A 25,099-nucleotide genomic window follows, 5' to 3' on the forward strand; every position below is an offset into this window, starting at 1 on the left:
TCTTTTCAATTACCGTTAGGAATTCAAAGGAAACCTATAGAATATCACTGTTAATATAAAAGCGAAGCCCAACCATTAGTAAGCACATAGTCAGTATTTATTAAAGAAGTATCAAAGAAAAACTAAACGTCCTTGATACTTCTTTTTTTCAATTTTATATAAAGGGATTACTGTAATATCATTAATTATGGCATGGAAAGATTTTTGTTCTTCTGGAGATACCATAGGAAGAATGCCAAACGTTTGTTTCTTCCTTTTTATGCTAATTTCTTTTGTTTTTGGTCTAAAAGATGACTAAAGAAAGTTAGCAGACTTGCACAGACTGCAACTACCCCACCGACCCATGCTACATTCATTAAATTCCCTTGATGGTATACAATTCCTCCTAATGCAGAACCAAAAGCGATACCTACGTTGCTTGCCACTGGCATAAGTGAAGCAGCGAGTCCTGTAGCTTTTGGCTGATAAATTCCGGCGAGGTCTATTAAATAAAGCTGAGTAGATGTTGTTAAGAGGATGGCCATTAACGACATTAAGCCAATGTTTGCCAGTCCTAAAATAAAATGATTTGTAGTCCAAAATAAACTTGTCAGAACAACTGCCTGCACGAGAAAAACAAACCGAAGGCGACCGATTGCATTGTGGCTGGCAATTTTACCGGCGAGGATGTTGCTGAAAATCGAGATAAATCCGTAACCAAATAAGATTAAACTAATTGAATGATTTGGTACTTCCATTCCCTTCAAGATAGGAACAAGGTACGTAAAGACTGCATAAGTTGCGCCAAATCCGAGAGCAGGAATGAAAAAAGCCATCAAAATTCGTGGCTTGGTCATTAAAGAAAACTGATCTCGTATCGAACTGCGTATTTGGCTGAGTCTATTAGGCAAGACGAAAAAGGATGCCAAAAACGCCAATCCTCCTAGGAAAGTAGTTAACATGAAAGTGGCATTCCAGCCGTACCATTCGGCGATGACAGTACCAATTGGCACTCCAACGACATTTGCAAGTGTGAAACCACCGAAAACGAATGATATAGCAAGTCCGCGTTTTTTAATCGGCATAGTTTCACTTGCAACAATCATGGCTAGAGAGATTAATACTCCTGTTACAATCGCTGTCATAATCCGAAGTGCAATGAGCATGATGTAGCTCGTCGAGATTACGCACAAAGCATTCAGGACGATGAAAGATCCTATCAAAAACAACATCCATTTACGCTTTGGAAAATGACTTGTTGCTGACATCACTAGTGGTGTGGCGATGGCAAACGTAATTGCAAACGCAGAAACGAGTGTGCCTGCTTTTGCATTTGTTATATGAAGACTTGAAGAAATATCTGTTAAGATTCCGACAATAACAAATTCGCTTGTCCCGAGAACAAATGTTAATAAAGTAAGTGTTAAGATGAGCAACCAATGTCGCTTGGATAATTTTGTGGGGTGCATAAATACCTCTTTTCTTAGATGAATGTAAATGTGTCACATAGTAGATACACAACCTAAACATCATACCATAAAATATTTTTGTGAGAAAAACCCTGTCTTATCAAATAGAGGTTAATGGATTACCAGAATCGAAGGCTGTACTGTTAGCAGAAAACTATTTAAGAAAGAACACTTCTGTTGATAATGCTATTGATAGCAGTAGGTATTAAAAAATAAGTATGAAAAAACCTCATTTAGTTACAATACGGTGAACCGTATCATAAGTAAATGAGATTTTTTTATTAAACAAAGGGCAAAAGCTCTTTGTTTTTTTAATGCTAATCTTAGTTAAGTTCTTTTATCACTATAGAAATTTTGTATATTTCACAGTATGAATCAATGTTTTTTTTATACTTGGTCAATAATAAAAGATATAAATCTAACAAGGGGTTGAACAGCATGAATTTATGGGAGCAAGTATATAATCCATTGAGTAACATTTGGTTGTCAGCTAGTATAGCTGCCATTCCTATAATCTTTTTTATAGTAATGCTGACAGTTTTTAAATTAAAAGGCTATATTGCAGGACTTTACAGCATAATTGTAGCAGGAATTGTAGCAGTCTTTATTTATAAAATGCCTTTTATATTTGTTTTGATGTCTGCTGTATATGGAGCTTTAGCCGGCATATGGCCGGTGGCATCTATTGTCTTTGCTGCTATTTTCCTTTATAAAATAACTGTAAAAACAGGCAAATTTGCTATTATCGAAAATAGTATATCTTTTATTACAGCAGATCAAAGATTACAAGTTCTAATTGTAGCATTCTCATTTGGAGCATTTTTGGAAGGCGCTGCAGGGTTTGGAGCACCTGTTGCGATAACAGCAGCCATTTTAGTAGGACTTGGATTTAGTCCTATATATGCAGCAAGTCTTTGTTTGATTGCAAACATTGCGGGTGGTGCTTATGGAGCAATGGGTATTCCAGTAACTGTTCCTGCCCTACTTACAGGGTTAGATGGTCTTGTTGTTGGAAGATATACGGCATTTGTCCTTCCAATCTTAAGTATAGTAGTAGCATTCTTACTAATTTTTATCATTGATGGGTTGAAAGGAATTAGACAAACTTACCCAGCAGTATTAGTCAGCGGTGTTTCATTTGCACTTACACAGGCAATTGTTCTAACTTTCTTAGGTGCTGAACTCGCAGATATCTTTGCTGCCATTGTGAGCTTAGTAGCACTAGCATTATTCTTGCAAGTATGGAAACCGAAAGAAATTTTCCGCATTAATAAAGAAAAGAAAGTAGATAGACAGATTAAATACTCTTTTGGAAAAATTGCTTATGCTTGGCTGCCATTTATATTTTTAACCTTATGTGTAACTTTGTTTAACTTATCTTTTTTCAAAAATTTATTTATTCCAGGTGGTCCTTTAGAAAAGTTGGTATTATTACTGCCAATTCCAGGATTAAATAATTTAGTCATTAAGCATGCACCAATAGTTCCACAAGATACACCATATGCTGCAGTATTTAAATTTGATTTATTTTCATCTACTACAACAGCAATTATCCTTACAATCATTGTCGCAAGCATTCTTTTTCGCTGCAGCAGTAAGTTACTGTGGGACACTACAAAAGAAACTGCAAAAGAATTATTCTCACCAGTCCTAACAATTTGCAGTGTACTTGCTTTTGCTTATATTTGTACTTATTCTGGTATGTCATCAACACTCGGTTTAGCATTTGCTTCAACCGGTGCACTATTTCCATTATTCTCACCCGTCCTAGGATGGTTAGGAGTATTTTTAACAGGCTCTGTTGTAAACAGCGGTTCCTTATTTGCTCCCCTTCAATCTGTTACTGCTTCGCAAATTGGAATACCACCTGAAACAATGGTCGCTGTCAATGTAATGGGTGGTACAATGGCGAAAATGATTTCACCTCAATCTATCGCTGTTGCAGCTGCAGCAGTTGGGATAGCAGGAAAAGAGAGTGATTTATTTAAAGTGACAATTAAATATAGCATAGGCTTACTTGTAATAATTGGAATAATTAGCTGGTTAATATTCTAGATTTTGTTCATTCGAAGGGAGATTTATGATTATGAATAAAGAAAAAGTAAATAGAGTTGTACTAGTTGGAACAGGAGCTGTAGGTTGCAGTTTTGCGTATTCATTGATTAACCAGGGAGTAGCTGAGGAATTAGTCCTCATTGATGTAAATGAAGCAAAATCTGTAGGTGAAGCGATGGATCTTAATCATGGAATGCCGTTCGCACCTTCACCAATAAACGTATGGAGTGGATCATATCAAGATTGTGAAAGTGCGGACTTAGTTGTTATTACTGCAGGTTTGGCACAAAAGCCAGGTGAAACCCGATTAGAATTAGTTGAGAAAAATACGAAAATATTTAAACAAATTGTAAAAAGCATTATGGAAAGTGGATTCAATGGAATCTTCTTAGTGGCAACAAATCCAGTAGATATCTTAACGTATGTAACGTGGAAAGAATCAGGACTACCAAAAGAACGTGTAATCGGTTCAGGGACGGTATTAGACTCTGCACGGCTAAGGTTTGCACTAGGGAAGTACTTCAATGTTGATACAAGAAATGTTCATGCAGCTATTATTGGTGAACATGGAGATACAGAGCTTCCTGTTTGGAGCCATGCCATGATTGGGATTGAGCATGTCAATAAGGTTTTGGAACGGAAGGGAGATTTAAAAAAAGAATGTCTAGATGACATTTTCGTTAACGTCCGTGATGCAGCTTATCAGATTATTGAGCGTAAAGGGGCAACGTATTATGGAATAGGAATGTCCCTTGTTCGGATTACGAAAGCTATCCTTAATAATGAAAACAGTATCCTGACAGTATCTGCTTATCTAAATGGAGAATATGGACAAAATGATGTATATATCGGAGTTCCAACAAAAATTAATCGTGCCGGCATTCAAGAAATAGTTGAAATTGAGCTCAATGATAAGGAAAAAAAACAATTCAATCATTCTGTTTTAGTACTAAAAGAAACGATGAAACCGGTAATTTAAGAAATAATATTGGCTCCTTCAATCAATTTAATATAAATACAAATGATGTAAGAATAACTTCATTTAGATTGGTCACGGTGAACCGTACCATAAGTAAATGAGGTTTGATAATAAAAAATGGATGTCCAAGAACCTTGGTGGCATCCATTTTTAATCAGTGTCATCTTACTGTATAAGTAACTGGTTAACAGTAATTTCTAAATAATATGTGGTTTATTTAATAATTTCACGTGTGCTTACCTATGAGTATCCGTCTGAATAAAGAGATTTAAAAACCAATTTTTGTTATATTGGAAGTAGGATAATAAAGGGGAGGAACACATTTATGATCCCAAAAATAGATCCCATTTCAATCACTACAATAAAAGAAAAAGACGTGGAATCCATCGTCGATTGGTTCGATCAGCATATACAATCGTTCTATACACTTGGTTGGTCCTTTCTAAGGAATCAGCAGCAAATGGAAGAGCTTTTTTACCGGTCCATTATAAAAGTCCACAAAGAATTGCCTCGATTTAAAAGTGAAACATCATTCGAAACTTGGGCTACATCCATTTTCATACATACCTGCCGGGAGCTTTCTGATGGTAGAAGTTTACAAGCTTCAGAGGAAAGTGAACAACAAAAGGATGTATTTAAAGCACTTGATCAATTGAAAGAGTACGAGAAAGAAGCGATGATCCTTACATATGTAAAAGGAATCTCTAAGGAGGAAGCGGCACATCTTCTCCAAGTTTCAGTGGAAAAAATTAAGGAGCTTTTGTTTTCTGGAATTCAGTCACTTAGAAAAGAAATGGGGAACGGATCACACTTTAATGGCTGTAAGGAGTATCAAAAGGATTACATCGATTATTTAGAAAGAACCCTGGATCGGTCGAAAAAGATTGATTTAGAGAAACATATTTATCAATGTCAAGATTGTCAGGTGGATTTGGCTACCTTCCAGGATGCCATTTTAACCATGTTAAATCTTACTGAGAGGATTGAAGATTTGCATGTGCCATCTGGTTTCATGGAAAACGTCAAAGATAGATTGGCAGAAAAGGAAAAGCGTAGACAACAGAAGAACAAAAAACGTTTAAGAAAAGGACTTGTTTTTGCAGGTGTATTCGCACTATTAATTGGAATAGATTTTTTTACTGGGGCATTTTCCAACCTCTACTATAATTGGACAGAAGAAGATCAGGAATTGCGTGCCTTTCTTCAACAGGACCTGGGTAAAATGCTGAACCTGGAAGCGGAAAGCAATGGGGTGAAAATTAAGATTAAGAGTGCGATTGCTGATGGTGTTCAGACGCTTGTTTTTTATGAAATAGAAGATACAGAAGAAGACAATCAATATGTGATGGACTATTTTGATGGGGTTTTTGTGGAGAACGAACATGAAATCATGAGCCATGAAGGATATCAAGGGTACTATCCACCTGATCTTGAATCGGATGTAAATAAAGAAGAAAAGAACGTGTATCAAGGGAAGATGAGTCTACTGCCACTCACAACGAATAACGGGACGATCAAACTGAAGATCACAAAGCTTCATAAATTGATTCGTGATTCCTCTGACAGGAATGGTTTTAGGGGTTACGATAACATGGAATATGAAACAGGCGAGTGGAACTTCGAAATCCCTGTAACCAAACAGCCTTCCGTTGAATATGCATTGGATGAAGTAACAGAAGTCGAGGGAATTCCGGTTAGATTTGAAAAATTAACCATTGCTCCAACAGCGACGGTTCTGCAATATGGTATTAATATTGAACAACCCGAGAAGCGGATAGACGGTCTAAATTTTGATCATTTAGAAGTGAACAATAAAAAAGTGAAAGCAGATAGGTATGGCAGGTCATTTGTAGAAACACATCATGTCGGAAAGTGGGCAACCTTTCAAACGCACTTTGACCCTATTTTTGCTGAAAAGCCAAAAGAGGTTAAGGTTCAATTCAATTCTGTTTATTTAACGTTTGAAGAACAAAAAACCATCGAACTGGATGCTAATCAGGAATATCCTCAAACCTTTGAATATGCTGGCAGTAGAATCTCCATTGATAAGGTGGAAGTTGGACAGCCGACCAAAGTGGTCATAAGCGATCATGAAATTGAGAATCGTTCATATGAGACGTTAAACTTCCAAATTGTGGGTGAGGATGAAAATGAAATTAGTTCAATGGAGATGAGTACTGAAGGAGTGCTCATTGATAAAAACGGGGTCGAATACGATGTAAATGAAAACCCCTTCTCATTTGAAGAAATCGAGCAGCCCCGTTATTTCATTACAGTTCAAAGCATGGAGTTACACAATGAAAACACTGGAGAAAAAGTAATTCCTAAAAGGCTAGAGATTTATGGATATAATGCAACAAAATATTTGGATGATGTTGTTAATATTTCGTTGGAATAAAACAGAGGTACTTTAGCAAACATGAGAAATATTATAGTAGCTGCTTCGGCAGCTTTTATTTTTGATTGTTCCTTAAGGATGCCCAATTAATGAATGAATATGGATATACTCCGTAAATTACAAAATGTTACAATTGTGGTTGAGGTGAAATTGATGAGTATTTTTCTTTTTGCTATCATTCACATATTAGTAGGTTTAGCTTTAATTTATTTTTATGGAAAATTACCAAAAGCTCTTACGGTATTTGTATCTGTGTTGCTAATTATGGGTTTTCTTTATTTGGTAACATATCGTCAGGAATAGACTTAAACATATTTCGCTGATCAGGGGTCATCATTTCTTTCCCTCCCATGTTACACCTCCTCGCCGGATGGTTCTTTCTATCCTAAGTAACAATATAACGTAGTTGTTCCAATTAATGATGCTTAATAGGAGTTTATTATGGAAATTTCATTGATAAGACATGGTAAGTCTAAGCATATTGATAATAATAGAATGACATGTACAAAATTTAAGGATTGGATTAAAAAGTATGATGATAGTGGGGTTTTCGAAGAAAATTCTTACCCATCAGAAACGCTTGAAAAAATAACGTCAGCGAACCTTGTGATGACTAGTGATCTAAAAAGGTCAATTGAGTCAGCGAAGTTATTAAATCCCAACATAAATGCGATTTCAGAACCCTTGTTTCGTGAAACAGAGCTACCGAATCTTTTAACAAAACTATGGGGTTTAAAAATAAATCCGAATATTTGGGCAGTGATTTTAAGGTGCCTATGGTTTAGTGGTTACTCGTGGGGATGTGAATCTTTGAGTAACGCAAAAGACAGGGCTAAAATAGCATCTGATTTATTGGTTGAATATGCCCAAGAACACTCATCGGTCGTATTAGTAGGACATGGATTTTTTAATATGTTAATAGCAAAGGAACTGAAAAAAAAGGATTGGAAGTGTGATAGAAAAATAAATTCAAAGCATTGGAATTGTACAACATATTCCTTATTTAGCTGAAGGACCATTTATCTTGAACAAGATCTAAACAATAATCATCAATAAAACGGGCGCAAGAAATGAAAAATGATGGACTGTTTCAAGCAGTCCATCATTTTTGACCGATGTTTTTTGTTTAATGATTTTTTTCGACAAAAAATGCAAAATCCTCTTGACGATAGCGAAAAAACTATGTAATATAATAAAAGTGTTTAAGTTCTTTATTTTTTGTAAATAATTATTTTTATGCGGGTGTAGTTTAGTGGTAAAACCTCAGCCTTCCAAGCTGATGTTGTGAGTTCGATTCTCATCACCCGCTCCATACATATTACCAAACGCAGTGTATCGTTACTTGAAAACGATGCATTGCGTTTTTTCTATATTTGGGCTGCTTTTAAAGGCGGCGCTAATCGCTTCCTATTATATAGAAGCTTGCGTAACCGCCATGTATTTGGGTGAACATCTTCATCAATGACTCTGTCAGCCTTTCAGCACTTTTCATCTCTGTAGTAGGCTGTAAATAGATCATCTGCAGCGCATTTTTTGTTGTTTCCGTTACCGGCGCTCTATTGGAATCTACAAAGGGGCTTCCAAATGGTCCATGTTGGTCCGAAGAGACGATAAGGTTTTCTAATGAATTCATCCTGCCATTAAGTCCTAAATATTCTTCTCCTGCCGTAGCCACTTCGATTGTTATTGGACCTGTTAATTGATCGGTGTCATAAATACCAATCGGCACTTGATATTGTAGGGAGAAAAAGTTATTGATATCAATGGCACTTTGGACCGTGGTAAGATAATTCTGTTTCTGGACTCTTCGGTATAGAGCCTCTGCAGAATGGCGATAGCGGTTAGGGTCCTTGCCAAATGTTTTAAAAATACTGCGCCATTCTTGAATTCCTGGTTGCTCTGTTAGATTTTTATTTTCTAAGTCAAAGTAAATCGATTCTTGAAAAAGCTGCAGTCTTCCTTTTACCATTTGTGGGGAATCGCCTACCGTAATATCTTTATATTCAATGACTCCAAGCTTAAAATTAGGAATCTTGCTGATTATTTCTGACGAAAGCTGAATTTCCAATGATTCCACCTCCAAAATTTAATAAAAATAGTTTATCATAATTAGATATGTAACGAAAAATTAACGGCTTATTATAGATTATTTTAGAGGAAGGGAGGTTTCCAAATGAATGTTGATCAATTGAAGGAGCAAGTCATTGCGTATAGTAAAACGATCGGCATTGATAAAATTGGGTTTACCACGGCAGATCCGTTTACTGAGTTAAAAAATAGACTGATTCGCCAACAGGAACTCGGGTTTCAATCAGGTTTTGAAGAGCCGGTTATTGAAAAGCGGGTTACGCCATCCTTACTACTTCAAGAACCACGTTCGATCATTTCAATCGCACTTGCCTATCCATCAAAAATGAAAGTGCGTGTCGAAGGCAGAAAAGGGGAGAGAAGAGGATTCTTTTCCAGAGCATCCTGGGGATTAGACTATCATCATATTTTAAGAGATCGTTTAAAAAAGCTGGAGGAGTTTATTCTAGCAAAAGTTCCTGAGGCACGTTTAAAATCAATGGTTGATACAGGTGAGCTTTCTGATCGTGCTGTTGCCCAAAGAGCAGGAATCGGATGGAGCGGAAAAAACTGTGGGGTAATAACACCCGAGTTTGGTTCATACGTGTATCTTGGTGAAATGATTACAAGTATTCCATTTTCTCCAGATACACCGATGGAAGATCAATGCGGTTCTTGTACAGCCTGTCTCGACGCATGTCCTACTGGTGCATTGGTTCAAGGAGGGCAGATTAATGCTCAGAGCTGCATCGCCTTTTTGACACAAACCAAAGGAGTTATCCCTGAAGAGTTCAGAGATAAAATTGGTAACCGTGTTTATGGGTGTGATTCATGTCAAACCTCCTGCCCAGTGAATAAGGGGAAAGATTTTCATTTTCACGAGGAAATGGAGGCTGACCCAGAAATCGCAAAACCGCTGCTGAGACCCATGTTAAAAATGAGTAATCGTGAATTTAAAAACAAATTTGGACATGTTTCGGGTTCGTGGAGAGGTAAAAAGCCGATTCAGCGCAATGCCATTATTTCACTTGCTCATTTCAAGGACGAAACCTCTATTCCAGATTTAATTGATATCTTGGAAAATGAAACAAGCCCTGTTTTAAAAGAAACAGCAGCATGGGCTCTGGGAAAAATAGGCGGAGATACAGCATTAGCCGCTCTGGAAAAAGTAAAAGCAGTGGAAGCGGATATAAACGTAAAAAGCGAAATTGAAAAAAGCTTGCTAAAACTTAGGAACTAAAAGAGCAAAGAACTTGTGTTTTTTGCTCTTTTTTTTGATTAATTTTCCCTTCTGCTCATATGTATGAGGGGAGTTATAGGGGGAGTTGTGCTATAATCAACCCAAGCACACATACGAAAAGGAGATGTGAATAAATGGTAATTAAAGATGTTGCATTACTGCTGAGGATATCACAGGAGAAGGGAGAAGGAGAGGATACCCTTCAGAATCACAGAGACAGACTTGTAAGGCTATGCAATGAGCGAGGCTATAATTGGACTGCCTATGAGGAGATTGTCAGTGGTGAAGCTGACCTAAGCCACAGGAACGAATTAAACCGATTGATACAAGACCTAAGCCAATATGATGCAGTATTAGTCATCAGTCCCGACAGGATAGCAAGGAAGCAGAGTGTCGCACACTCATTCATTGAGACATTGGAGAAGGCTGGCATTCCGCTAGTGACTCCCGAACGCATTTACAGTGAACGTGACCTATTGTTATTGAGTATTGAATTTGCAATGGCTCATCAAGAGTACAAAGCTATAACCAAACGCATGATGGAGAACAAATTAGATAGGGTTAGACGTGGCGAATGGATACAAGGACGATGTCCATTAGGATTCACTAGAGGTGATGACAAGAAGCTTGTAATAGACGAGAGTGAAAGCCAAATCATCCGCTCCATATTTGACCTAGCAGAGCAAGGTTATGGCTTACCTACCATTGCTGAACGTTTACCATACAAGACTGCTAAAGGACAGCCTTTCACAGTCCCGACTGTACACAATATCCTGCACAATCCTGCTTATATAGGAACAATCAGCTACTCAGTCAAGAAAGGACGTAATCCCGAGTCCATAGTGACCAAGAATGCCCATCCTGCCATCATAAGTCGGGAACAATGGAATAATGTACAGCTAGCGTTGCAAAGTCGTATGCAGGGGGATAATGAGACAAGGACACGTTCCCGAGGCATGTGTCATTCTATACTTAAAGACCTGACCTACTGCATGGATTGTGGTAAGAAGCTATCCTACAGACCCGACAGCAAGCTGAAGCATTTAGTCTATTTAAGGGAATGCAAATGTGGAATGAATGGCGTTAATCAAGATAAGGTAATCGTTGCCTTTTTGCATGAATTCACATGGTTAGAAGAGGTATTTAGAAGAGACTGGAAAAAGGCACTGGAGGGGGTAAGTTCCAACGATAAGCAGCGACTTGAACAAAGTATCAAGGAACTACAGAAGAAGGCTGGCAGGCTGAACAGACGGTTTAAAAACATCAAGTTACAGCGTGCAGATGGTGAATTAACTAAGCTTGAAGCAGAAGAAATGAAGCAGGAGACAGAAAAGGAACAGAAGCTAGTAAATGCCCAACTAGAAGACCTGCAGGAACAATTGCAAACGAGGGATGAGGTATCGATATCGAGACGATACCATTCTAAGATAGACTTAATATCATCGTTCTACAGTGCCATGAGTCAGCCACATGCAGACAAGGAAGAATGCAACAGGATATTGAAACTCCTTATCCATAAAGTCCATTACAAGCGTGAATCAAAGGGATATATTGAATATCATGAGCAGATGAGAATGGATGATGATGAATTCATAACAGATATAAAAGTAAAGATTGATATTAAGTAGAGCCTGCAGAAGTGTAGGCTCTTTTGCATGCCTAACACGACCGCAAGTTTCCATACGTAAATGGAAAAGACAAGTTTCCTATGAAAGAATTGATGAGGCTTTGTCAGAGTACCTTAGGGTGTAATATGGGTATTAATTTCAATCTTGTTGAATTGATATATTAAAAAAGTTTTCGTGTCTTAGATTTATCTTGTATGTACGAAATAAAAGCTTATGTATCAGTGTAGTAGTGTGTTACTTAGTTATCAGAACATTCAGAAAAAGTTATTTACAATGATGTATTGAAATAGTAAAATGATAAAAACAATAAAGTTTTGGAGGGGGAATTATGTTCATCTGTTATACAGATGCCTCTGTTAAAAACAATAAAGCATATCTTGCATTCGTAATTGTCTTTGAAGGTAAAAACATCATAAGGAAAAGGATAGTTTGTGATGAATTCCAAAGTAACATCGCAGAAGCAATGGTAATTTCAGAGTTACTTTCATTTCTCAGTTATTACAAAATAAGAGACGGTTTATTGCTGATTGACTCAAATGGGGTTAAAAAGCAACTTAGAAAGAAGAGTAGCAAGTTGCATAAACACATACCTAAAGACACGTATAAGGCGCTCAGAAGTCTTAACGTGAGGACACAGGTAATCCCTAGAAAATTTAATCTCGCACACAGAGTATGCTATGAGAATAGATACTTCGCTTCACATCCAATTTCTTTAATAAACCGTAAGTATTATCAAAAGATTTCTAATTATACAGATTTGTACCTACAGCCATCAGTGCTAGAAGAATACAGGCAGCTATATAATAAGCGTTATGCTACCTTTCATGAGGCACAAATGAAGCTAAATAAGAAAATATGGTTAGCTGACCTCGTTGAGGATTTGGATGTAGTTAAAGTGTATCAGTTACATGATAAAAGAATTAAAGTACATGGTGATACCATCGTAAAGATTAGTAATGTTAATTATGTGCAAGTTGGTAGTGGTTGGGGGGGTGATGAGAAAAAGGAGAGAGTTAACAAGAATCCAAGACAAATAGTTCGTGGAACAAGGAGGATTAATAATCTATGACTGAATGGCAATCTATTACAAATTTAATGGTGGAAATACCAGAAAATGAATTGGAGGTATCGATAGAAGATTACAAAACTGTGGAAAAGAAGAGCGGGGTATACAAAATATATAATCAAGATGGAAAACTCATGTACATTGGGCAATCAGAAAATCTTCGAAGAAGATTGTACGAACATTTCAATGGAAAAAGGAAAGGATATTTCATAGAAAAAGTTCGTTTCTTTTATGTTGAATGTGAAAACCGATTTATTACGAAATCCTATTTAGATATGTATGAAACGTATCTGATACGCAAGCTGAGACCAAAGTATAATGTTCATCAAACCGCACCGATGAGATATATCAATTAATATTAAAAGTAGCGCAGCCAATAGTGGATATTGTTATATGTAAGGAGTAAAAGAATGAGTGATGTAGGAAAATTACTAAGGTCAAAACGGTTAGAAAAAAAATACACATTAGAGATTACTGCAAAACTTGTTGGTGTGTCAATTAACTACATAGCAAAGCTTGAAAAAGGCGAAACTCAAAATCCTTCTGATGAGATTATTGCAAAACTTGCTATCGTTCTAGGCATAGATGAAAATGACCTTTTTACATCTTATGGGAAGATTCCAATGTCGACTAGAAGGGTGCTGATGGATAATCCGCAACTTTTAAAACTAATATCTCAGGTAGGTAATAAAAAGTTGAGTACTGAAAAAACGGGTATTTTTTTCGGCTTAGTAATGGAAGAGTATAAAAAGTTAACCGAAGAATAGTAAACTCAGATATCATGGGTTATACGAGTGTCGAAAGTTGAATAGAAACCTCTCTAGGGGTAATACACTGTCCACGCTCAAAGACCTTCGAAGACTCAAAGGAAACTAGCCTCAAGATAGAGTAAAACGGTAGTATCTCAGTAGGAATGGTATAATGCAATCGTATTTCTGTTAGAACCACAATTGCAATGCAAGGATAATAGTAGTATAATAGTAAAATTAATAATTAGATAAAGCATCAAACAAATAAACTATAAAGGAGTCGAGTTTACATGCAACCGCCTCATTAGGAGGCACACTTATATCTATACCTGTTACGTACTGAAATAGATAGGATGTTTCATTCCTATGCTTAGACAGGGGATAAGTGTGTTTTCTAACCGAGGAGTGGTTGTGTGTAGACTCACTCCTTTTTTGTGTTGTCTAAGACCAGAACAGATATCAATAAGTTATAACGTTGAATCAGAATAATAACGTAAATTCAGAAAAAATTACACCTAAAATCATTAAAACAGTTAGTAAAAATATGATGAATCTAAGGCAAAAAATCAGTGTAAAATTTGTCTCTAAGTACTATTAAAACATTTCGCCTTATATAGGGACAAATCTTACACAGATATTTATGGTCAAAGTCATCAGCAAAAATAAGGAGAAAGCAGGTAAAAAAGATGGCGAAAAATTGGATATTAAAAAATGCTGTTAAGAAGTATAAACCACATCTTATACAAACATTGAAGAATAATAAAGGGAATTTGAACACGGATTCAGTTGAATCTCTAGTTAAAGAAATGAAATGTGATTATGAAATTGTTGAAGTTAAAGGTAAAGGAAGAGAACGCATCATCTATACGGATAAGAAGCGAAAAGAAAAGGAAAAAAAAGGAGACAAAAGGCGATTCAATAAGGGAATAGCACCGCCACATTCAAAGCACTTAGCACTCATGATTATGAGTAAGATGGATGACATTGACAACAAGCCAAGGTCTAGAAACGGATGGGCGACTTATTTTGAACTGATATCACCTTCTGAGCAAGATATCATGAATGGTATTTTCAGTGAAGAAGCACTTAAACCTTATAAAGCACACATGATTAAAATAGGAATTTTAGAGGATGGTGAAGAGAAGTTATTCCAAGACCTTGCTAATACCTTAACTAAGGTTGCCAAAGGACAATTACAGACCGCACTTAATCACGCCGAGGATATGAAGTTGATTAGCAGAAAATCATCTTGGAAAGGCAAAGTGAAAGGTTCTAGAGAGCCAATTGATATCGATAAAGAAATTGCAGATGAAATCAATTTCATTGAAGATGAGTTACTCAAAAGGCATGGAATCTCTAAAGCATATTCACTAATGATTAAGAACTGCCCAAAGACCAAGGCTTATAAGGCTGAGTGGCTTGAATATATCGAGAATGTTGAGGATGCTGAAGGCGATGCAATGCACTTGCAGTATATTTACGAAGTGTTTCAAATTGATGTATTAAGCGAGAACGTATTTGACGAGTATATTAATACACATTATCCTTCTGAGGCAAATTCATTCAATTTGATTGAAAATGAACAAGCATATCATCGTAAGTTGCTTGATTATGTCGTAGAAAATGCACAAAGGAAGCATGACAATTACTTGATGAAGAAACTGGGAAAGAAGGTTCAACTTGAAGATGGTACGAAAGAACTGATGATAGCCTTAGGTAAATCAGAAGAAGTTGATGCTTCCATTCAGCATTGGGAGGAAGAACAAGCCTTTTTAAATGGAAGAGAGCCTTCACCGTATATGGCTCTACTTGAGAGTGAAAAATATGTTGATTGCATTAGAAACATCTTTATTGAATTGCATGGTATAAATGCAATTGATTCAGAGAATTTCAAGAAAGTACAACAATTGAATCATGAACAAGAGAGGGAAGAACTTTCACGGTTAGGATTAAGAAATCGAGCGGAGGTTGAGAGACAGAAAAGTGTTAAGAATCAGATTCTTAATAATGATGAATCCAGCCTCAATGCTATGGAGCAACAAGAAGAACCAACCAACAGAGAGCAAAGTAAACAACATCAAACTAATGAAGCCGCCAAGGAGATTGAATTAGAAAACATTGAAGAAAAAAGAGTTACCACTGTAGCAGAGTCAAATATCGAACCTTCCAATCATTATGATGAAATTTTGGATGATGAATATCAAGCAGCAATGGAGGACATAAGAAACGAGATTCGTGAGTATGAAGAAAAGCATGGCGATAAAGCTATGGAATTCATGAGACTTGATTCAGTTATTAGGGAGTTGACAAGGGAGGTTACAGCAGAAGAGAGCATAGCTGAGTTTAAACAGAAATTGCAACAAGAACACAAGAAATGGGAAAAGCAGTTTGAGGGAAGACAGCCTACTAAATGGAGTCAAACCACGAACAATCCTATCGAAATATTTCAAAGAATTAGACATGGCGGTAATGATAAGGAGGACTCTTGATTGAGGCTCTCCTTTTTTGTGCCTTGGAGCGGATGATTGAACATAGGGTCGGAATTTAAGACATCGTTACAAAAACTAATAAAACCCGTCTTTTATTTTGTCTGACAAATATAGAATCTTAACTTGGATAAACAGAAAATCCTAAAACAAGTATATTGCATATTGAATATCATTGATTTTTTGTTTGCGTTTAATATTGAGGAGGATATTTTACATTTTTTGTCGAAATCCATTCTATTACTTATTGGGGGAGATAATTTGTTAAAACTAAGAACTGAGTCATTAGAATGGGCATTGAAACATATAGAGAATTATGGGGATACCGATATTTTCCCAGTTCCTTTTGAATATGAAGCAATTAGGTATTTATGGGATACTAATACAAGAGAATTACCTAATGGTACAAATCTTAAAGAGTACTTAAGAAATCAAGATATGTTACAGTGGAAAGTAAGGGATTTTAGAAAGTGTCTTACACCGAAACATCAATATGGTTTTCGGCAATCCACTCAATTAGACCCTTTGGATACATTGGTGTATCTAGCTTTAGTCTACGAGATTGGTCATGACATAGAATCAAAGAGGATACCCGTGGATAGGAACGTAAGTTTTTCTTATAGATTTAATCCAGATGATGAGGGGAGAATGTTTGATTCTGAAATTCATTATGGAAGTTTCTTGAATTATTGCGAAACGAAAGTTGATGAATTTATTGGTGATGAAAACATTAAATATATTGTAGTAGCAGATATAGCAGATTTTTTCCCTAGACTATACTTACATCCATTGGAAAATGCTTTAAGTTCTTGTACTACGAAGACCAATCACGCTATTGCAATAAAAAAGTTATTAAACAATTGGAATTATAGCATTTCTTACGGAATACCAGTTGGACAGGACGCATCAAGATTACTAGCAGAACTTACACTTAATGATATAGACCAAGGATTGATTGGTGAAGGTGTTGATTTTTGTAGATATGTTGATGATTTTAGAATATTTTGCTCTAGTGAAAAAGAGGCTTATCAACAGTTAGCGATATTAGCGGAAATGTTGTTTGAAAATCACGGTTTAACATTACAACAGCACAAGACTAGAATAGTGCCTGTAGATGAATTCAGAAGGGAATACTTAAAATCTAGAGAATCAGTAGAGATAGAGAGATTATCTGATAAGTTTTGGGAAATACTTCAAGAGATTGGGATAGACGACCCATATGGAGATATTAATTATGATTTTCTTCCAGAAGATTTTCAACAAGAAATCGATAGGATGAACCTTTTGGAAATTCTTCAAGAGCAAATTGACTCAGAAAGTGCCGATTCAAAAATAGTCGGGTTTGTTTTGAGAAGGATGGCTCAATTGCAAAATACAGATGCGTTAGATTTAGTTTTAGAGAATATTGATAAATTATATACTTCTTTTAAGCATATCTTTGTTTATCTAAATGAATTAGACTTAAATGAGTCGCAAAAGGAGTCAGTAAGTGAAAAGCTAATTAGCATACTTGATGATTCAATTGTTGGTCATTTAGAGTATCATAGAATGTGGTTATTTCACACTTTTAGCAATGGGCAAGGATGGAATATCGATAAACTGGCAACATTCTACAATGAATATTTTGATGATACTTCAAGAAGGAAAATAATACTGGCACTTGGTCAAGAAAATCAACAATCGTGGTTTAAGACTAGGAAGAGAAGTATAATGCAATTGCCTAATTGGCAAAGGAGGGCATTTTTAGCTGCTGCTAAGTGTCTACCTGGAGATGAAGCAAGTCATTGGTATCGCTCAATTTTACCTAGATTGGATGTTTTAGAGGTAGCTGTTGTAAAGTGGGCAATGAGTAGGTAAACTATTAGATGATTACAATGGCATGATAAAATAGTTAATATTGTGAAAAAGAATGAGAAAATGAGCCACTGATTTTTATTATCGGTGGCTTTTACTTTTGAGGTAGCTAATGAGTCGGTAGAATGATACAAAACTAAACATTCCTAACATGTGTCTGAGGAGTGGTCTAAATGGTATAGGATTGGATTTTTGGAGTGCGGGGCAGGAATGTGAAATATCTAAATAGAATAGAAACATAACATTTATTGGATAGGGAGGGATTTTTTTATGTTAAAGGCTTGTTGGAGAAATTTACTATACATCCTTGACCATAAACTGAATGTTCTTATTGAATGTTGGAAAGAAGGTTTATATATACAAGGGATTACTCATGATTTATCGAAGTTTTCACCAAAGGAATTTTTTCCGTATGCCAAGAAATTTTTCTCAGATGGAAAACTAAGTACTAATGATGAGATGAAATGGAAATATGCTTGGCTTAATCATCAACGTAAAAATAAGCATCATTGGGAATATTGGGTTGTTGACCCGAATAATAAACAAGCATTACCAATGCCTAGAAAATATCTCGTTGAAATGGTATGTGATTGGCGTTCGTTTTCAAGGAAATGGGGAAGGAAGGTAAAAAAATCAACTTTAGACCTTACAGATAAGATAGTGCTGCATCCAGATACAAAAAGAGAACTCGAGATTATCATGAGGAATAAAAGAGAAGATGACTCTAAAGAAATTACTTCATTGTCAAAAGAGATAAGATAATCATTGTTCTAACGGAATGCGTTTCTGTAACAAGCAGGAACGCATACAGAGGAAAAGGGAGCGATAACTTCAAACTCTTACCTGTCTGTATGAAGAAGGAATAATTAATTTCTATATCGAATCCACTAAAAGCAAGAAATGTTGTTATAACCATTGGAAGAATATATAAATAGAAGGCAATTAGGATACGTAGGGGGAGAATATGGAATCTAAGCTAATTATCATACGAGGAAACTCTGGGAGTGGAAAAACAACAACTGCTAAAAGTCTTCAAAATCATTTGGGGCATGGGACGCTCTTGGTTTCTCAGGATGTCGTTCGCCGTGAAATGTTGAAGGTTCACGATAGAGAAGGGAATCTTTCAATTGATTTGATTCGCCAAATCGCAGAATACGGTAAAGATAAATGTGAATTTGTTATTGTGGAAGGAATCTTGAATAAAAGTCGTTATGGTGAAATGCTGAATAACTTAATCCAGTTCTATAACCAAAAGATATATACATATTATTTTGATTTATCCTTTGAGGAAACAGTCATACGTCACAACTCTAGTTCGAAAAAGATGGATTTTGGAGAAGATTCTTTACGTGGCTGGTGGAATCCAAACGATTATCTTGGCGTGGATGGAGAAATGATATTGACTAATGATATGTCACAAAACGATGTATTGAAACTGATTTTAAATCAATTGCAAGAGTAATTATTTCGATTGGTTTGAAATACTAATTTTCTTCTTCAACTATCTGTTGCTTTTCTACAAAACAACATTATGTTATTATGCACTATTAAAAGGGTGGTCTTAAAAAAAGTGTAGTCAAGGGATGACTCAGATTTGAGTATCCTTTTTTTGTTTGGAGCAGATGATTGAACATGTAGACATGATTTATGAATAAAAAATCTGTGATATTATTAAGAGTTAACAATCCCTTAGATTGGCTAGTTAGTTGAACAAGCAACTGTGAAGTTTTAGCTGATTTTGTTATTCTTAAATTAGGGTTCGTAATGAAAAAGAAAAAGGGTTCATACGAATTGAATACAATTGTTAAAGAGGGGAAAAAATGAAACAGTTTGAAATTGTACCACACACAGGTGGGAAACTTATGATAGTCCCTTCTCAAAATATGATTGGTTTTGAAAACCAATCAGACCATGCCGCTGCTAGCTTTCAACTGTGCTTTTCTTTAGTAGATGGTTCTGTGACCTACATTCCATTCGGTGGCTTAGGTACTAATAACATACCAAATGGTGGAATACCTATATATGTATTTTCTGATAATGAAGGATATTTTGGTAGAACTTGCCCAGTATGTAACGGATATTTTAGGACAGATTCAGGCGGAGAAGAATATTTTTGTCCTTATTGTTCTCACTTTGACCGCTCATTAGCATTTTCGACAGCAACTCAGCGAGAATATATTCAAGTTTATATAAATACAGTTCTCTCCGCTTTACAAGATAAATGTGATACCAAGATAGATTTGGATGGAATCATTGCTAATCTTTCCAATAACAGGTCTCCGTTTGTTTACTCTGAGGAAAGACAACAAAGGAACAATAAGTGTAAGTCTTGTAAAACAAGGTATGATATTTTAGGTGAATTTGGCTGTTGTCCGAATTGCGGAAGCCTTAATACATTTGAAGTTTTTAATGATAGTCTTAATCGCTTATTGAAACGCTTAAACAATTCTCTAATAGAAGTTGAACCAGAAACTCATTCATATGAATGGGTAGATGTATTAAAAAACTGCGTTTCTGAATTTGAAGCTATGGCTAAAGATATCAGTAAACAATTAGTCAGACTCCCTGCAACGCCAAGTAGAAAAGAAGAAATCAGACGAATTAATTTTCAAAGAATATCTGAGGCAAATGATAACCTAAGTAACTGGTTTGGTATCGACTTTTTGAAAGGAATATCTAATGAGGATAGACTCTTTATAAGTCGCTGTTTCCATAGAAGACATATCCTAACTCACAACGCAGGTGTGGTTGATGAAAAATATATCAAAAACACTGAAGATACAACCGTTAGGTTAAATCAGAAAATTTATGTAGAGAAAGATGAAGCAATTAAGCTTATTAGTTTAATGAGAACCATAGCTAAGAAACTATTCGATGGCTATGAGAGCATCTCTTAGTACCTCATTTATTCAGCTAAAGTTGCTTCAATAATGATATAAAAAAAGCTTGAGGATAGTCATCACATCCTCAAGCTTTTCTGACTTACTAATTCAAGGGAAGCTTATCTACCATTAGAATTGCATGCTACCAAACGCTTGAACAACCTTATCTATTTGCATGGCTAAGAAGGTACTATCATCTACAACTGTTCTTATTTTGTTTAGAGACTCCCTTGCTCTCCGAATAACAGATGGTTTCGGTTGTTCTCCAGATTCAATTGCATTCGTTGCTTCTCCTACAAAATCAATTGCATCTTCTTTATCAGCAGAATTTTCAATTTTTTCCTCTTTCAAAGCAGCAATTAGTTCTTTTGCAAGTGATAAAAGTTCTTCATTACTATTTTGGCTGTTTGTTTGTTGGTTAGCTTGAATATTGCCTGTTTCAGTAAAGTTTAACTGCCCAACATTTCCTTGTACTAAAACTTTTGCATTCGGTCTTTCATCAATACCCATTTCAATCGCCTTCTCTTCTAAATAATCTGTGATATGATTTACCAATAGTTTTACTACTACCCTATTAAACTCACGTATACTGTCTGCAAACGTTGCACCACGGTATATTGCATATGACAGCGAAACCGTATCATATCTGTCAAAATTCTCTGTACTGTATTTCAATAACTGATATATGAAGGCTATTTCTTCGTTGATATTAATAGGAATATCAAATTTATCATGATATCCCTTTTCTTGTATTATCGTCTTCATATCGAACTCTGTAACATTGTTTTTGCTGATAAAGTCAAACAAGATTGGCTCATTCTCGATATACATAATAAATCTTGTTGCTAACCTCATTGCTTCATATGTATCTTGAGCATTGAGTAAATCCCCTGCAACTCGTCTGAATTGCCTCGAAATTAACTTGAACTCTTTCACATCAATGATTTTTTCCAATTAGTTCACCCCACAATATGGACAAAACGGCTTTATTGTCTTGGACAATAGTGAGAGTTTTGCCTTTCTATTACAACATAAGAACTCAATTTGCTCCAAGTCATCATTCTCAAACAATGCTCTAGGTGGTATATTTGGTAAAGGTTTTCCTCTTTTGAATGTTATGTTCTTGTACTTCCTTGTAGTTCTTTCGAAGCCTTTAAACATATCATTCAACATATCCATTGCCTCGTTCATAACAAGTGTCTCTGCATGCTCTATTATATCAGCAGTGTAGTAAGTAGGAATAGGACTTGGTATCCCACAAATTGGACAAAACAACTCAATAACATCATCTTCTTGGACCTCGGCGGCTTTCAATTTGAAGTCTTCACCACATAACGAGCATTTAAATGAACTAAACCCCTCAATGTCACCTTGTTTAGAAATTACAAAATTCTTTTTCATTTTCACACCTCCCTAGGGTTATTACCTGTTATTTCCATAAGTTAATTATAATACATGAGATAGGTTTGAGCATCTTTATGAAGAATTAAAAATCCCGACTATTCCCCCTGGTCAATTGAATGATAGCTTAACAGGCAGGTAAACAACGTTGTGGCTTATCTTCTTGTGTTTATCTGCGATTTATGGAGTTCCTCCATTGTAATTAAAGAATTAGTAAATACATAGAGGAAAAGGATTAACTTTCAAGAAATTGTAAAAGGGTAGTTGTTTAAGACCAACCAAAAGGACGTTTCGTTATTTAGATATGAAAATAAATTCTTGTAACCTTTCCATAGGCTCAAACGATTAATATATGTAAACAAAATTGAGGGGGGAACGATTTGTTTGATAATGAAAACCTAGAGGAAAAGATTGATAATATCTATAATCGGCATTACTTGGAGGTGTATCGATTTCTAGTATGTTTTTCTGGAAATCAAAACGATGCTGAGGATTTAACCCAAGAAGTGTTTGTTCGTGTCCTTAACAATCTGTCAAATATTCACAGTATAAACAACTTAAAAACATGGATATTTTCAATTGCGAAGCACGTTGCTATTGACCATTATCGCAAAAGAAGGTTTTCTTCCCTCTTCACAGATGGATTTTTTAGACAAATAGTATCCACTGAAAAAGAACCAAATGTATTATTTGAACAAAATGAAATGAAAAGGATTGTTCACACTGCAATTTCAAAGTTAAAACCAAACTATAGGGCAGTTGTGATACTAAGAGGTATAAATGAATTTTCTATAAAAGAGACTTCTGAAATCCTTAAATGTAGTCAGTCAAAAGTCAAGGTTGATTATCATAGAGCCTTAAAAGAACTTAAAAAGAGATTAAACATTGATACAGAGGAGGTAATTGGAAATGCAAACTGATAAGGACTTGTTTGACGTAATTAAAGAAGCATATCCACTCAACCCTAGAGAGGATTTTGTAACATCCACATCTAATAAACTTAAACAAAATGCTAGGAAATTAAATAGAAAAAATAGGATTAAACAACTCTCTTTCGCTTCAACCAGTATTGCAATATGTACCATAGCTATTTCATGGTTTTTCTTTTATGGTGGAATAGATGTAATTACCAATATTCTTTTTACCCCCGAAGATGGAAATTCCTCATCTACAGTTAACGAACAAGAACCATTAGTTTATATATATCAAACCCCCAATATAGTAACACTTACCTCAGAAACTGATACAAATGATAAACAAGTGTCAGATGAAATTAAAAATATAACCCTAGTAGGAGAGAGATTAAGCCAAGCTTTAAAAGAAAGAAATGTTAACTCTATCCACGATGAAACCAATATAAGTGAAATCATAAAAGAAAAAAACTTGACTTTCAGCCAATGGTATAAAGCCTCAAGAGAGCCACTTAAAGTTGATTTGGAGAAAAATAAGAGTATTAAAATGGTTTTTGATATTAACAGAAATACAATAAAAAGAAACTTTACAACCATAAATATTAATGGAAAGGATTACGCAAAAGTTACATTTGTAGTATCTGGTTCAAGTATCAATTATAAGGAAAATATTAAGTTTGCTAAACTCCTACACAATAAAATTCAAAAAGAATACCCTCGCCTATCATTTGGTGTGGTAGTTAAAACACAAGCACCAAATCAAGAAAGTACCTTCAATCAAGACCTTTTCGACAATTCAGTAATGTTAGAGATTGGTGGAGTTGAAAACACGTTGGAGGAGCAATATAGAACAGTCGATGTTCTTGCTGAGATTTTTAAAGACATCCTTAAAGATGAGAATAAACTAAACTAATGGAATGCGTTTCTGTAATAAGCAGGAACGCTTTTTCTTGTTGTGATTACGGATATTAGCGGAAGGTAATGTTCCAGTATACAACTGCCCACATACGCACAGAATGGCTTGTGTTGGCGGTTTAAGAAGTATCTACTTTTACCCTCTAACATGGGATTCATTGATGTTTAGGATTGAATCTGATGGCATTATTAGCCTCCTGTGGAGTTCCTTTGCTGTGTGAACAGGGGAAAAGAGAGCGATAACATCAAAACTTCAACTATCTGTATCAATAAAAAAGTTGAAGGGAAAATGAAAAGGGTATCGAAATAGAATTTAATGATAACTAACATAAAGGGGAACATGGAGATGAAAAATAAAAGGCGATTAAAAAAAATAAAAGGTAAAGTAGTACACGGTTCGACACCAGAAGAACGATTTAAGGAAATACATGGGATGACAATAGAGGAATGGCACGAGCAACAGTTCAAAGCTAAAACTGGAATGACACCTGATGAATGGTATATTAATGAGGCGAAATCTACAACACCTATTGATTTTATTAAAGAACGCTACGATACTGTTACCGAGGATGATGTGAAGCTTGTTAAAGATATGCAAATGCTAGGATTAACTAATGAGGTGATAAATGTATTGCTGGATTATGTTGCAATTATTAGTAGAATCGGAGTGGTTCACCCGTTGGTTAGGGAAATGGGGAAAAATTGGGTCGAAAAAGATATATTAACTATTGAAAAGGCTATTGCCTATGTTAGGGAAGAACAAAAGAAGTACAAATTGTCAGAAGAGAAATAAATATAAATACGCTCAATACTGTCACAATTCCTTCTTCAAGTAACAGAGTGCGTTTCTGTAATGAGCAGGAACGCCTTTTTGTGTTGTGCAACGAATGAGGGGGTAGCTGAAGCCTAGTGTGTCCATTTAATGAATTGCTTTATTCATAAGCACACACGCTTTCAGACGCTCAAAATGGCTCTTGATGGTATGTTAATGGGAATTTCCTTCACATTACTCTTTATTTT

21 protein-coding genes and 1 tRNA gene are annotated in these 25,099 nt (G+C 35.6%); 18 read left to right on the forward strand and 4 right to left on the reverse strand.

Annotated elements, in window-relative coordinates:
* Positions 1-257: 257 nt before the first annotated feature.
* The gene (locus tag TR08_RS25525; protein ID WP_045523046.1) at positions 258-1,448 is read right to left on the reverse strand and encodes an MFS transporter; all 1,191 of its coding nucleotides are present in this window, start codon (positions 1,446-1,448) and stop codon (positions 258-260) included.
* Positions 1,449-1,886: 438 nt separating this feature from the next.
* On the opposite strand from TR08_RS25525, the gene TR08_RS25530 reads away from it, so the two are divergent.
* The 5 genes from TR08_RS25530 (at position 1,887) to TR08_RS25560 (ending at position 8,192) form a co-directional block, all read left to right on the forward strand.
* Positions 1,887-3,503, forward strand: coding sequence for a lactate permease LctP family transporter (locus TR08_RS25530; RefSeq protein WP_045523048.1), 1,617 nt, complete (start codon positions 1,887-1,889; stop codon positions 3,501-3,503).
* A gap of 31 nt (positions 3,504-3,534) precedes the next feature.
* Positions 3,535-4,482 carry an L-lactate dehydrogenase gene (locus TR08_RS25535; protein ID WP_045523050.1) on the forward strand — a complete coding sequence of 316 codons (948 nt, stop codon included), beginning with the start codon at positions 3,535-3,537 and terminating at the stop codon, positions 4,480-4,482.
* Positions 4,483-4,807: 325 nt separating this feature from the next.
* Positions 4,808-6,880 (forward strand): sigma-70 family RNA polymerase sigma factor, encoded by a 2,073-nt coding sequence (locus tag TR08_RS25540; protein WP_045523052.1) that lies wholly within the window; start codon positions 4,808-4,810, stop codon positions 6,878-6,880.
* Between the two features lie 441 nt (positions 6,881-7,321).
* On the forward strand, positions 7,322-7,891 hold the full coding sequence (locus TR08_RS25550) for a histidine phosphatase family protein (protein WP_045523056.1): 570 nt from the start codon (positions 7,322-7,324) through the stop codon (positions 7,889-7,891).
* Positions 7,892-8,118: 227 nt separating this feature from the next.
* A tRNA-Gly gene (locus tag TR08_RS25560) sits at positions 8,119-8,192 on the forward strand.
* Between the two features lie 84 nt (positions 8,193-8,276).
* On the opposite strand, the gene TR08_RS25565 is transcribed toward TR08_RS25560, so the two are convergent.
* A complete protein-coding gene (locus TR08_RS25565; RefSeq protein ID WP_045523060.1) occupies positions 8,277-8,948 on the reverse strand; it encodes a B3/B4 domain-containing protein in 672 nt (223 codons plus the stop codon).
* Positions 8,949-9,053: 105 nt separating this feature from the next.
* Here TR08_RS25565 and queG point away from each other — a divergent pair, with 105 nt between their 5' ends.
* The 10 genes from queG to TR08_RS25615 all read left to right on the forward strand — a co-directional run bounded on the left by queG (position 9,054) and on the right by TR08_RS25615 (position 20,867).
* Positions 9,054-10,187, forward strand: a complete 1,134-nt coding sequence (gene queG, locus TR08_RS25570; RefSeq protein WP_045523062.1) for a tRNA epoxyqueuosine(34) reductase QueG — start codon at positions 9,054-9,056, stop codon at positions 10,185-10,187.
* A gap of 134 nt (positions 10,188-10,321) precedes the next feature.
* On the forward strand, positions 10,322-11,815 hold the full coding sequence (locus tag TR08_RS25575) for a recombinase family protein (protein ID WP_052427633.1): 1,494 nt from the start codon (positions 10,322-10,324) through the stop codon (positions 11,813-11,815).
* A gap of 328 nt (positions 11,816-12,143) precedes the next feature.
* Entirely contained in the window at positions 12,144-12,884 is a 741-nt protein-coding gene (locus TR08_RS25580) for a hypothetical protein (protein ID WP_045523064.1), read from the forward strand.
* On the forward strand, positions 12,881-13,237 hold the full coding sequence (locus tag TR08_RS25585; protein WP_045523066.1) for a GIY-YIG nuclease family protein: 357 nt from the start codon (positions 12,881-12,883) through the stop codon (positions 13,235-13,237). Before TR08_RS25580 ends, TR08_RS25585 begins: the two co-directional genes overlap by 4 nt.
* Before the next feature lie 54 nt (positions 13,238-13,291).
* Positions 13,292-13,648: a helix-turn-helix domain-containing protein gene (locus TR08_RS25590; RefSeq protein ID WP_045523068.1), complete on the forward strand. Its 357-nt coding sequence runs from the start codon at positions 13,292-13,294 to the stop codon at positions 13,646-13,648.
* A gap of 668 nt (positions 13,649-14,316) precedes the next feature.
* Positions 14,317-16,119: a hypothetical protein gene (locus TR08_RS25595; RefSeq protein ID WP_045523075.1), complete on the forward strand. Its 1,803-nt coding sequence runs from the start codon at positions 14,317-14,319 to the stop codon at positions 16,117-16,119.
* A 258-nt stretch (positions 16,120-16,377) separates the two neighbouring features.
* Positions 16,378-17,973, forward strand: coding sequence for an RNA-directed DNA polymerase (locus TR08_RS25600; protein ID WP_045523077.1), 1,596 nt, complete (start codon positions 16,378-16,380; stop codon positions 17,971-17,973).
* Between the two features lie 267 nt (positions 17,974-18,240).
* Positions 18,241-18,732: a DUF5662 family protein gene (locus TR08_RS25605; RefSeq protein ID WP_045523079.1), complete on the forward strand. Its 492-nt coding sequence runs from the start codon at positions 18,241-18,243 to the stop codon at positions 18,730-18,732.
* Positions 18,733-18,934: 202 nt separating this feature from the next.
* A complete protein-coding gene (locus tag TR08_RS25610; RefSeq protein ID WP_045523080.1) occupies positions 18,935-19,432 on the forward strand; it encodes a kinase in 498 nt (165 codons plus the stop codon).
* 358 nt (positions 19,433-19,790) lie between these two features.
* Positions 19,791-20,867, forward strand: a complete 1,077-nt coding sequence (locus TR08_RS25615) for a hypothetical protein (RefSeq protein ID WP_045523082.1) — start codon at positions 19,791-19,793, stop codon at positions 20,865-20,867.
* A 114-nt stretch (positions 20,868-20,981) separates the two neighbouring features.
* On the opposite strand, the gene TR08_RS25620 is transcribed toward TR08_RS25615, so the two are convergent.
* On the reverse strand, positions 20,982-21,806 hold the full coding sequence (locus TR08_RS25620) for a hypothetical protein (protein ID WP_238579247.1): 825 nt from the start codon (positions 21,804-21,806) through the stop codon (positions 20,982-20,984).
* Positions 21,807-22,253 carry a hypothetical protein gene (locus tag TR08_RS25625; RefSeq protein ID WP_045523084.1) on the reverse strand — a complete coding sequence of 149 codons (447 nt, stop codon included), beginning with the start codon at positions 22,251-22,253 and terminating at the stop codon, positions 21,807-21,809.
* A 380-nt stretch (positions 22,254-22,633) separates the two neighbouring features.
* On the opposite strand from TR08_RS25625, the gene TR08_RS25630 reads away from it, so the two are divergent.
* From TR08_RS25630 to TR08_RS25640, 3 genes are all read left to right on the forward strand, one after another.
* Positions 22,634-23,173 (forward strand): RNA polymerase sigma factor, encoded by a 540-nt coding sequence (locus TR08_RS25630; RefSeq protein WP_045523086.1) that lies wholly within the window; start codon positions 22,634-22,636, stop codon positions 23,171-23,173.
* Positions 23,163-24,077, forward strand: a complete 915-nt coding sequence (spoIIP, locus tag TR08_RS25635) for a stage II sporulation protein P (protein WP_045523087.1) — start codon at positions 23,163-23,165, stop codon at positions 24,075-24,077. The genes TR08_RS25630 and spoIIP overlap by 11 nt, the downstream gene beginning before the upstream one ends.
* Positions 24,078-24,425: 348 nt before the next feature.
* Positions 24,426-24,872 carry a DnaD domain protein gene (locus TR08_RS25640; protein ID WP_045523089.1) on the forward strand — a complete coding sequence of 149 codons (447 nt, stop codon included), beginning with the start codon at positions 24,426-24,428 and terminating at the stop codon, positions 24,870-24,872.
* The last annotated feature ends 227 nt before the right edge of the window (positions 24,873-25,099 follow it).

Source organism: Neobacillus niacini, from assembly GCF_000759675.1.
Taxonomy (GTDB): Bacteria; Bacillota; Bacilli; order Bacillales; family Cytobacillaceae; genus Neobacillus; species Neobacillus niacini_A.

Excerpts from the sequence above, each read along its gene's own strand:
- TR08_RS25525 (WP_045523046.1), bottom strand. The coding sequence starts at position 1,448 with ATGCACCCCACAAAATTATCCAAGCGACATTGGTTGCTCATCTTAACA.
- TR08_RS25530 (WP_045523048.1), top strand. The coding sequence starts at position 1,887 with ATGAATTTATGGGAGCAAGTATATAATCCATTGAGTAACATTTGGTTG.
- TR08_RS25535 (WP_045523050.1), top strand. The coding sequence starts at position 3,535 with ATGAATAAAGAAAAAGTAAATAGAGTTGTACTAGTTGGAACAGGAGCT.
- TR08_RS25540 (WP_045523052.1), top strand. The coding sequence starts at position 4,808 with ATGATCCCAAAAATAGATCCCATTTCAATCACTACAATAAAAGAAAAA.
- TR08_RS25550 (WP_045523056.1), top strand. The coding sequence starts at position 7,322 with ATGGAAATTTCATTGATAAGACATGGTAAGTCTAAGCATATTGATAAT.
- queG (WP_045523062.1), top strand. The coding sequence starts at position 9,054 with ATGAATGTTGATCAATTGAAGGAGCAAGTCATTGCGTATAGTAAAACG.
- TR08_RS25575 (WP_052427633.1), top strand. The coding sequence starts at position 10,322 with ATGGTAATTAAAGATGTTGCATTACTGCTGAGGATATCACAGGAGAAG.
- TR08_RS25580 (WP_045523064.1), top strand. The coding sequence starts at position 12,144 with ATGTTCATCTGTTATACAGATGCCTCTGTTAAAAACAATAAAGCATAT.
- TR08_RS25585 (WP_045523066.1), top strand. The coding sequence starts at position 12,881 with ATGACTGAATGGCAATCTATTACAAATTTAATGGTGGAAATACCAGAA.
- TR08_RS25590 (WP_045523068.1), top strand. The coding sequence starts at position 13,292 with ATGAGTGATGTAGGAAAATTACTAAGGTCAAAACGGTTAGAAAAAAAA.
- TR08_RS25595 (WP_045523075.1), top strand. The coding sequence starts at position 14,317 with ATGGCGAAAAATTGGATATTAAAAAATGCTGTTAAGAAGTATAAACCA.
- TR08_RS25605 (WP_045523079.1), top strand. The coding sequence starts at position 18,241 with ATGTTAAAGGCTTGTTGGAGAAATTTACTATACATCCTTGACCATAAA.
- TR08_RS25610 (WP_045523080.1), top strand. The coding sequence starts at position 18,935 with ATGGAATCTAAGCTAATTATCATACGAGGAAACTCTGGGAGTGGAAAA.
- TR08_RS25615 (WP_045523082.1), top strand. The coding sequence starts at position 19,791 with ATGAAACAGTTTGAAATTGTACCACACACAGGTGGGAAACTTATGATA.
- TR08_RS25625 (WP_045523084.1), bottom strand. The coding sequence starts at position 22,253 with ATGAAAAAGAATTTTGTAATTTCTAAACAAGGTGACATTGAGGGGTTT.
- spoIIP (WP_045523087.1), top strand. The coding sequence starts at position 23,163 with ATGCAAACTGATAAGGACTTGTTTGACGTAATTAAAGAAGCATATCCA.
- TR08_RS25640 (WP_045523089.1), top strand. The coding sequence starts at position 24,426 with ATGAAAAATAAAAGGCGATTAAAAAAAATAAAAGGTAAAGTAGTACAC.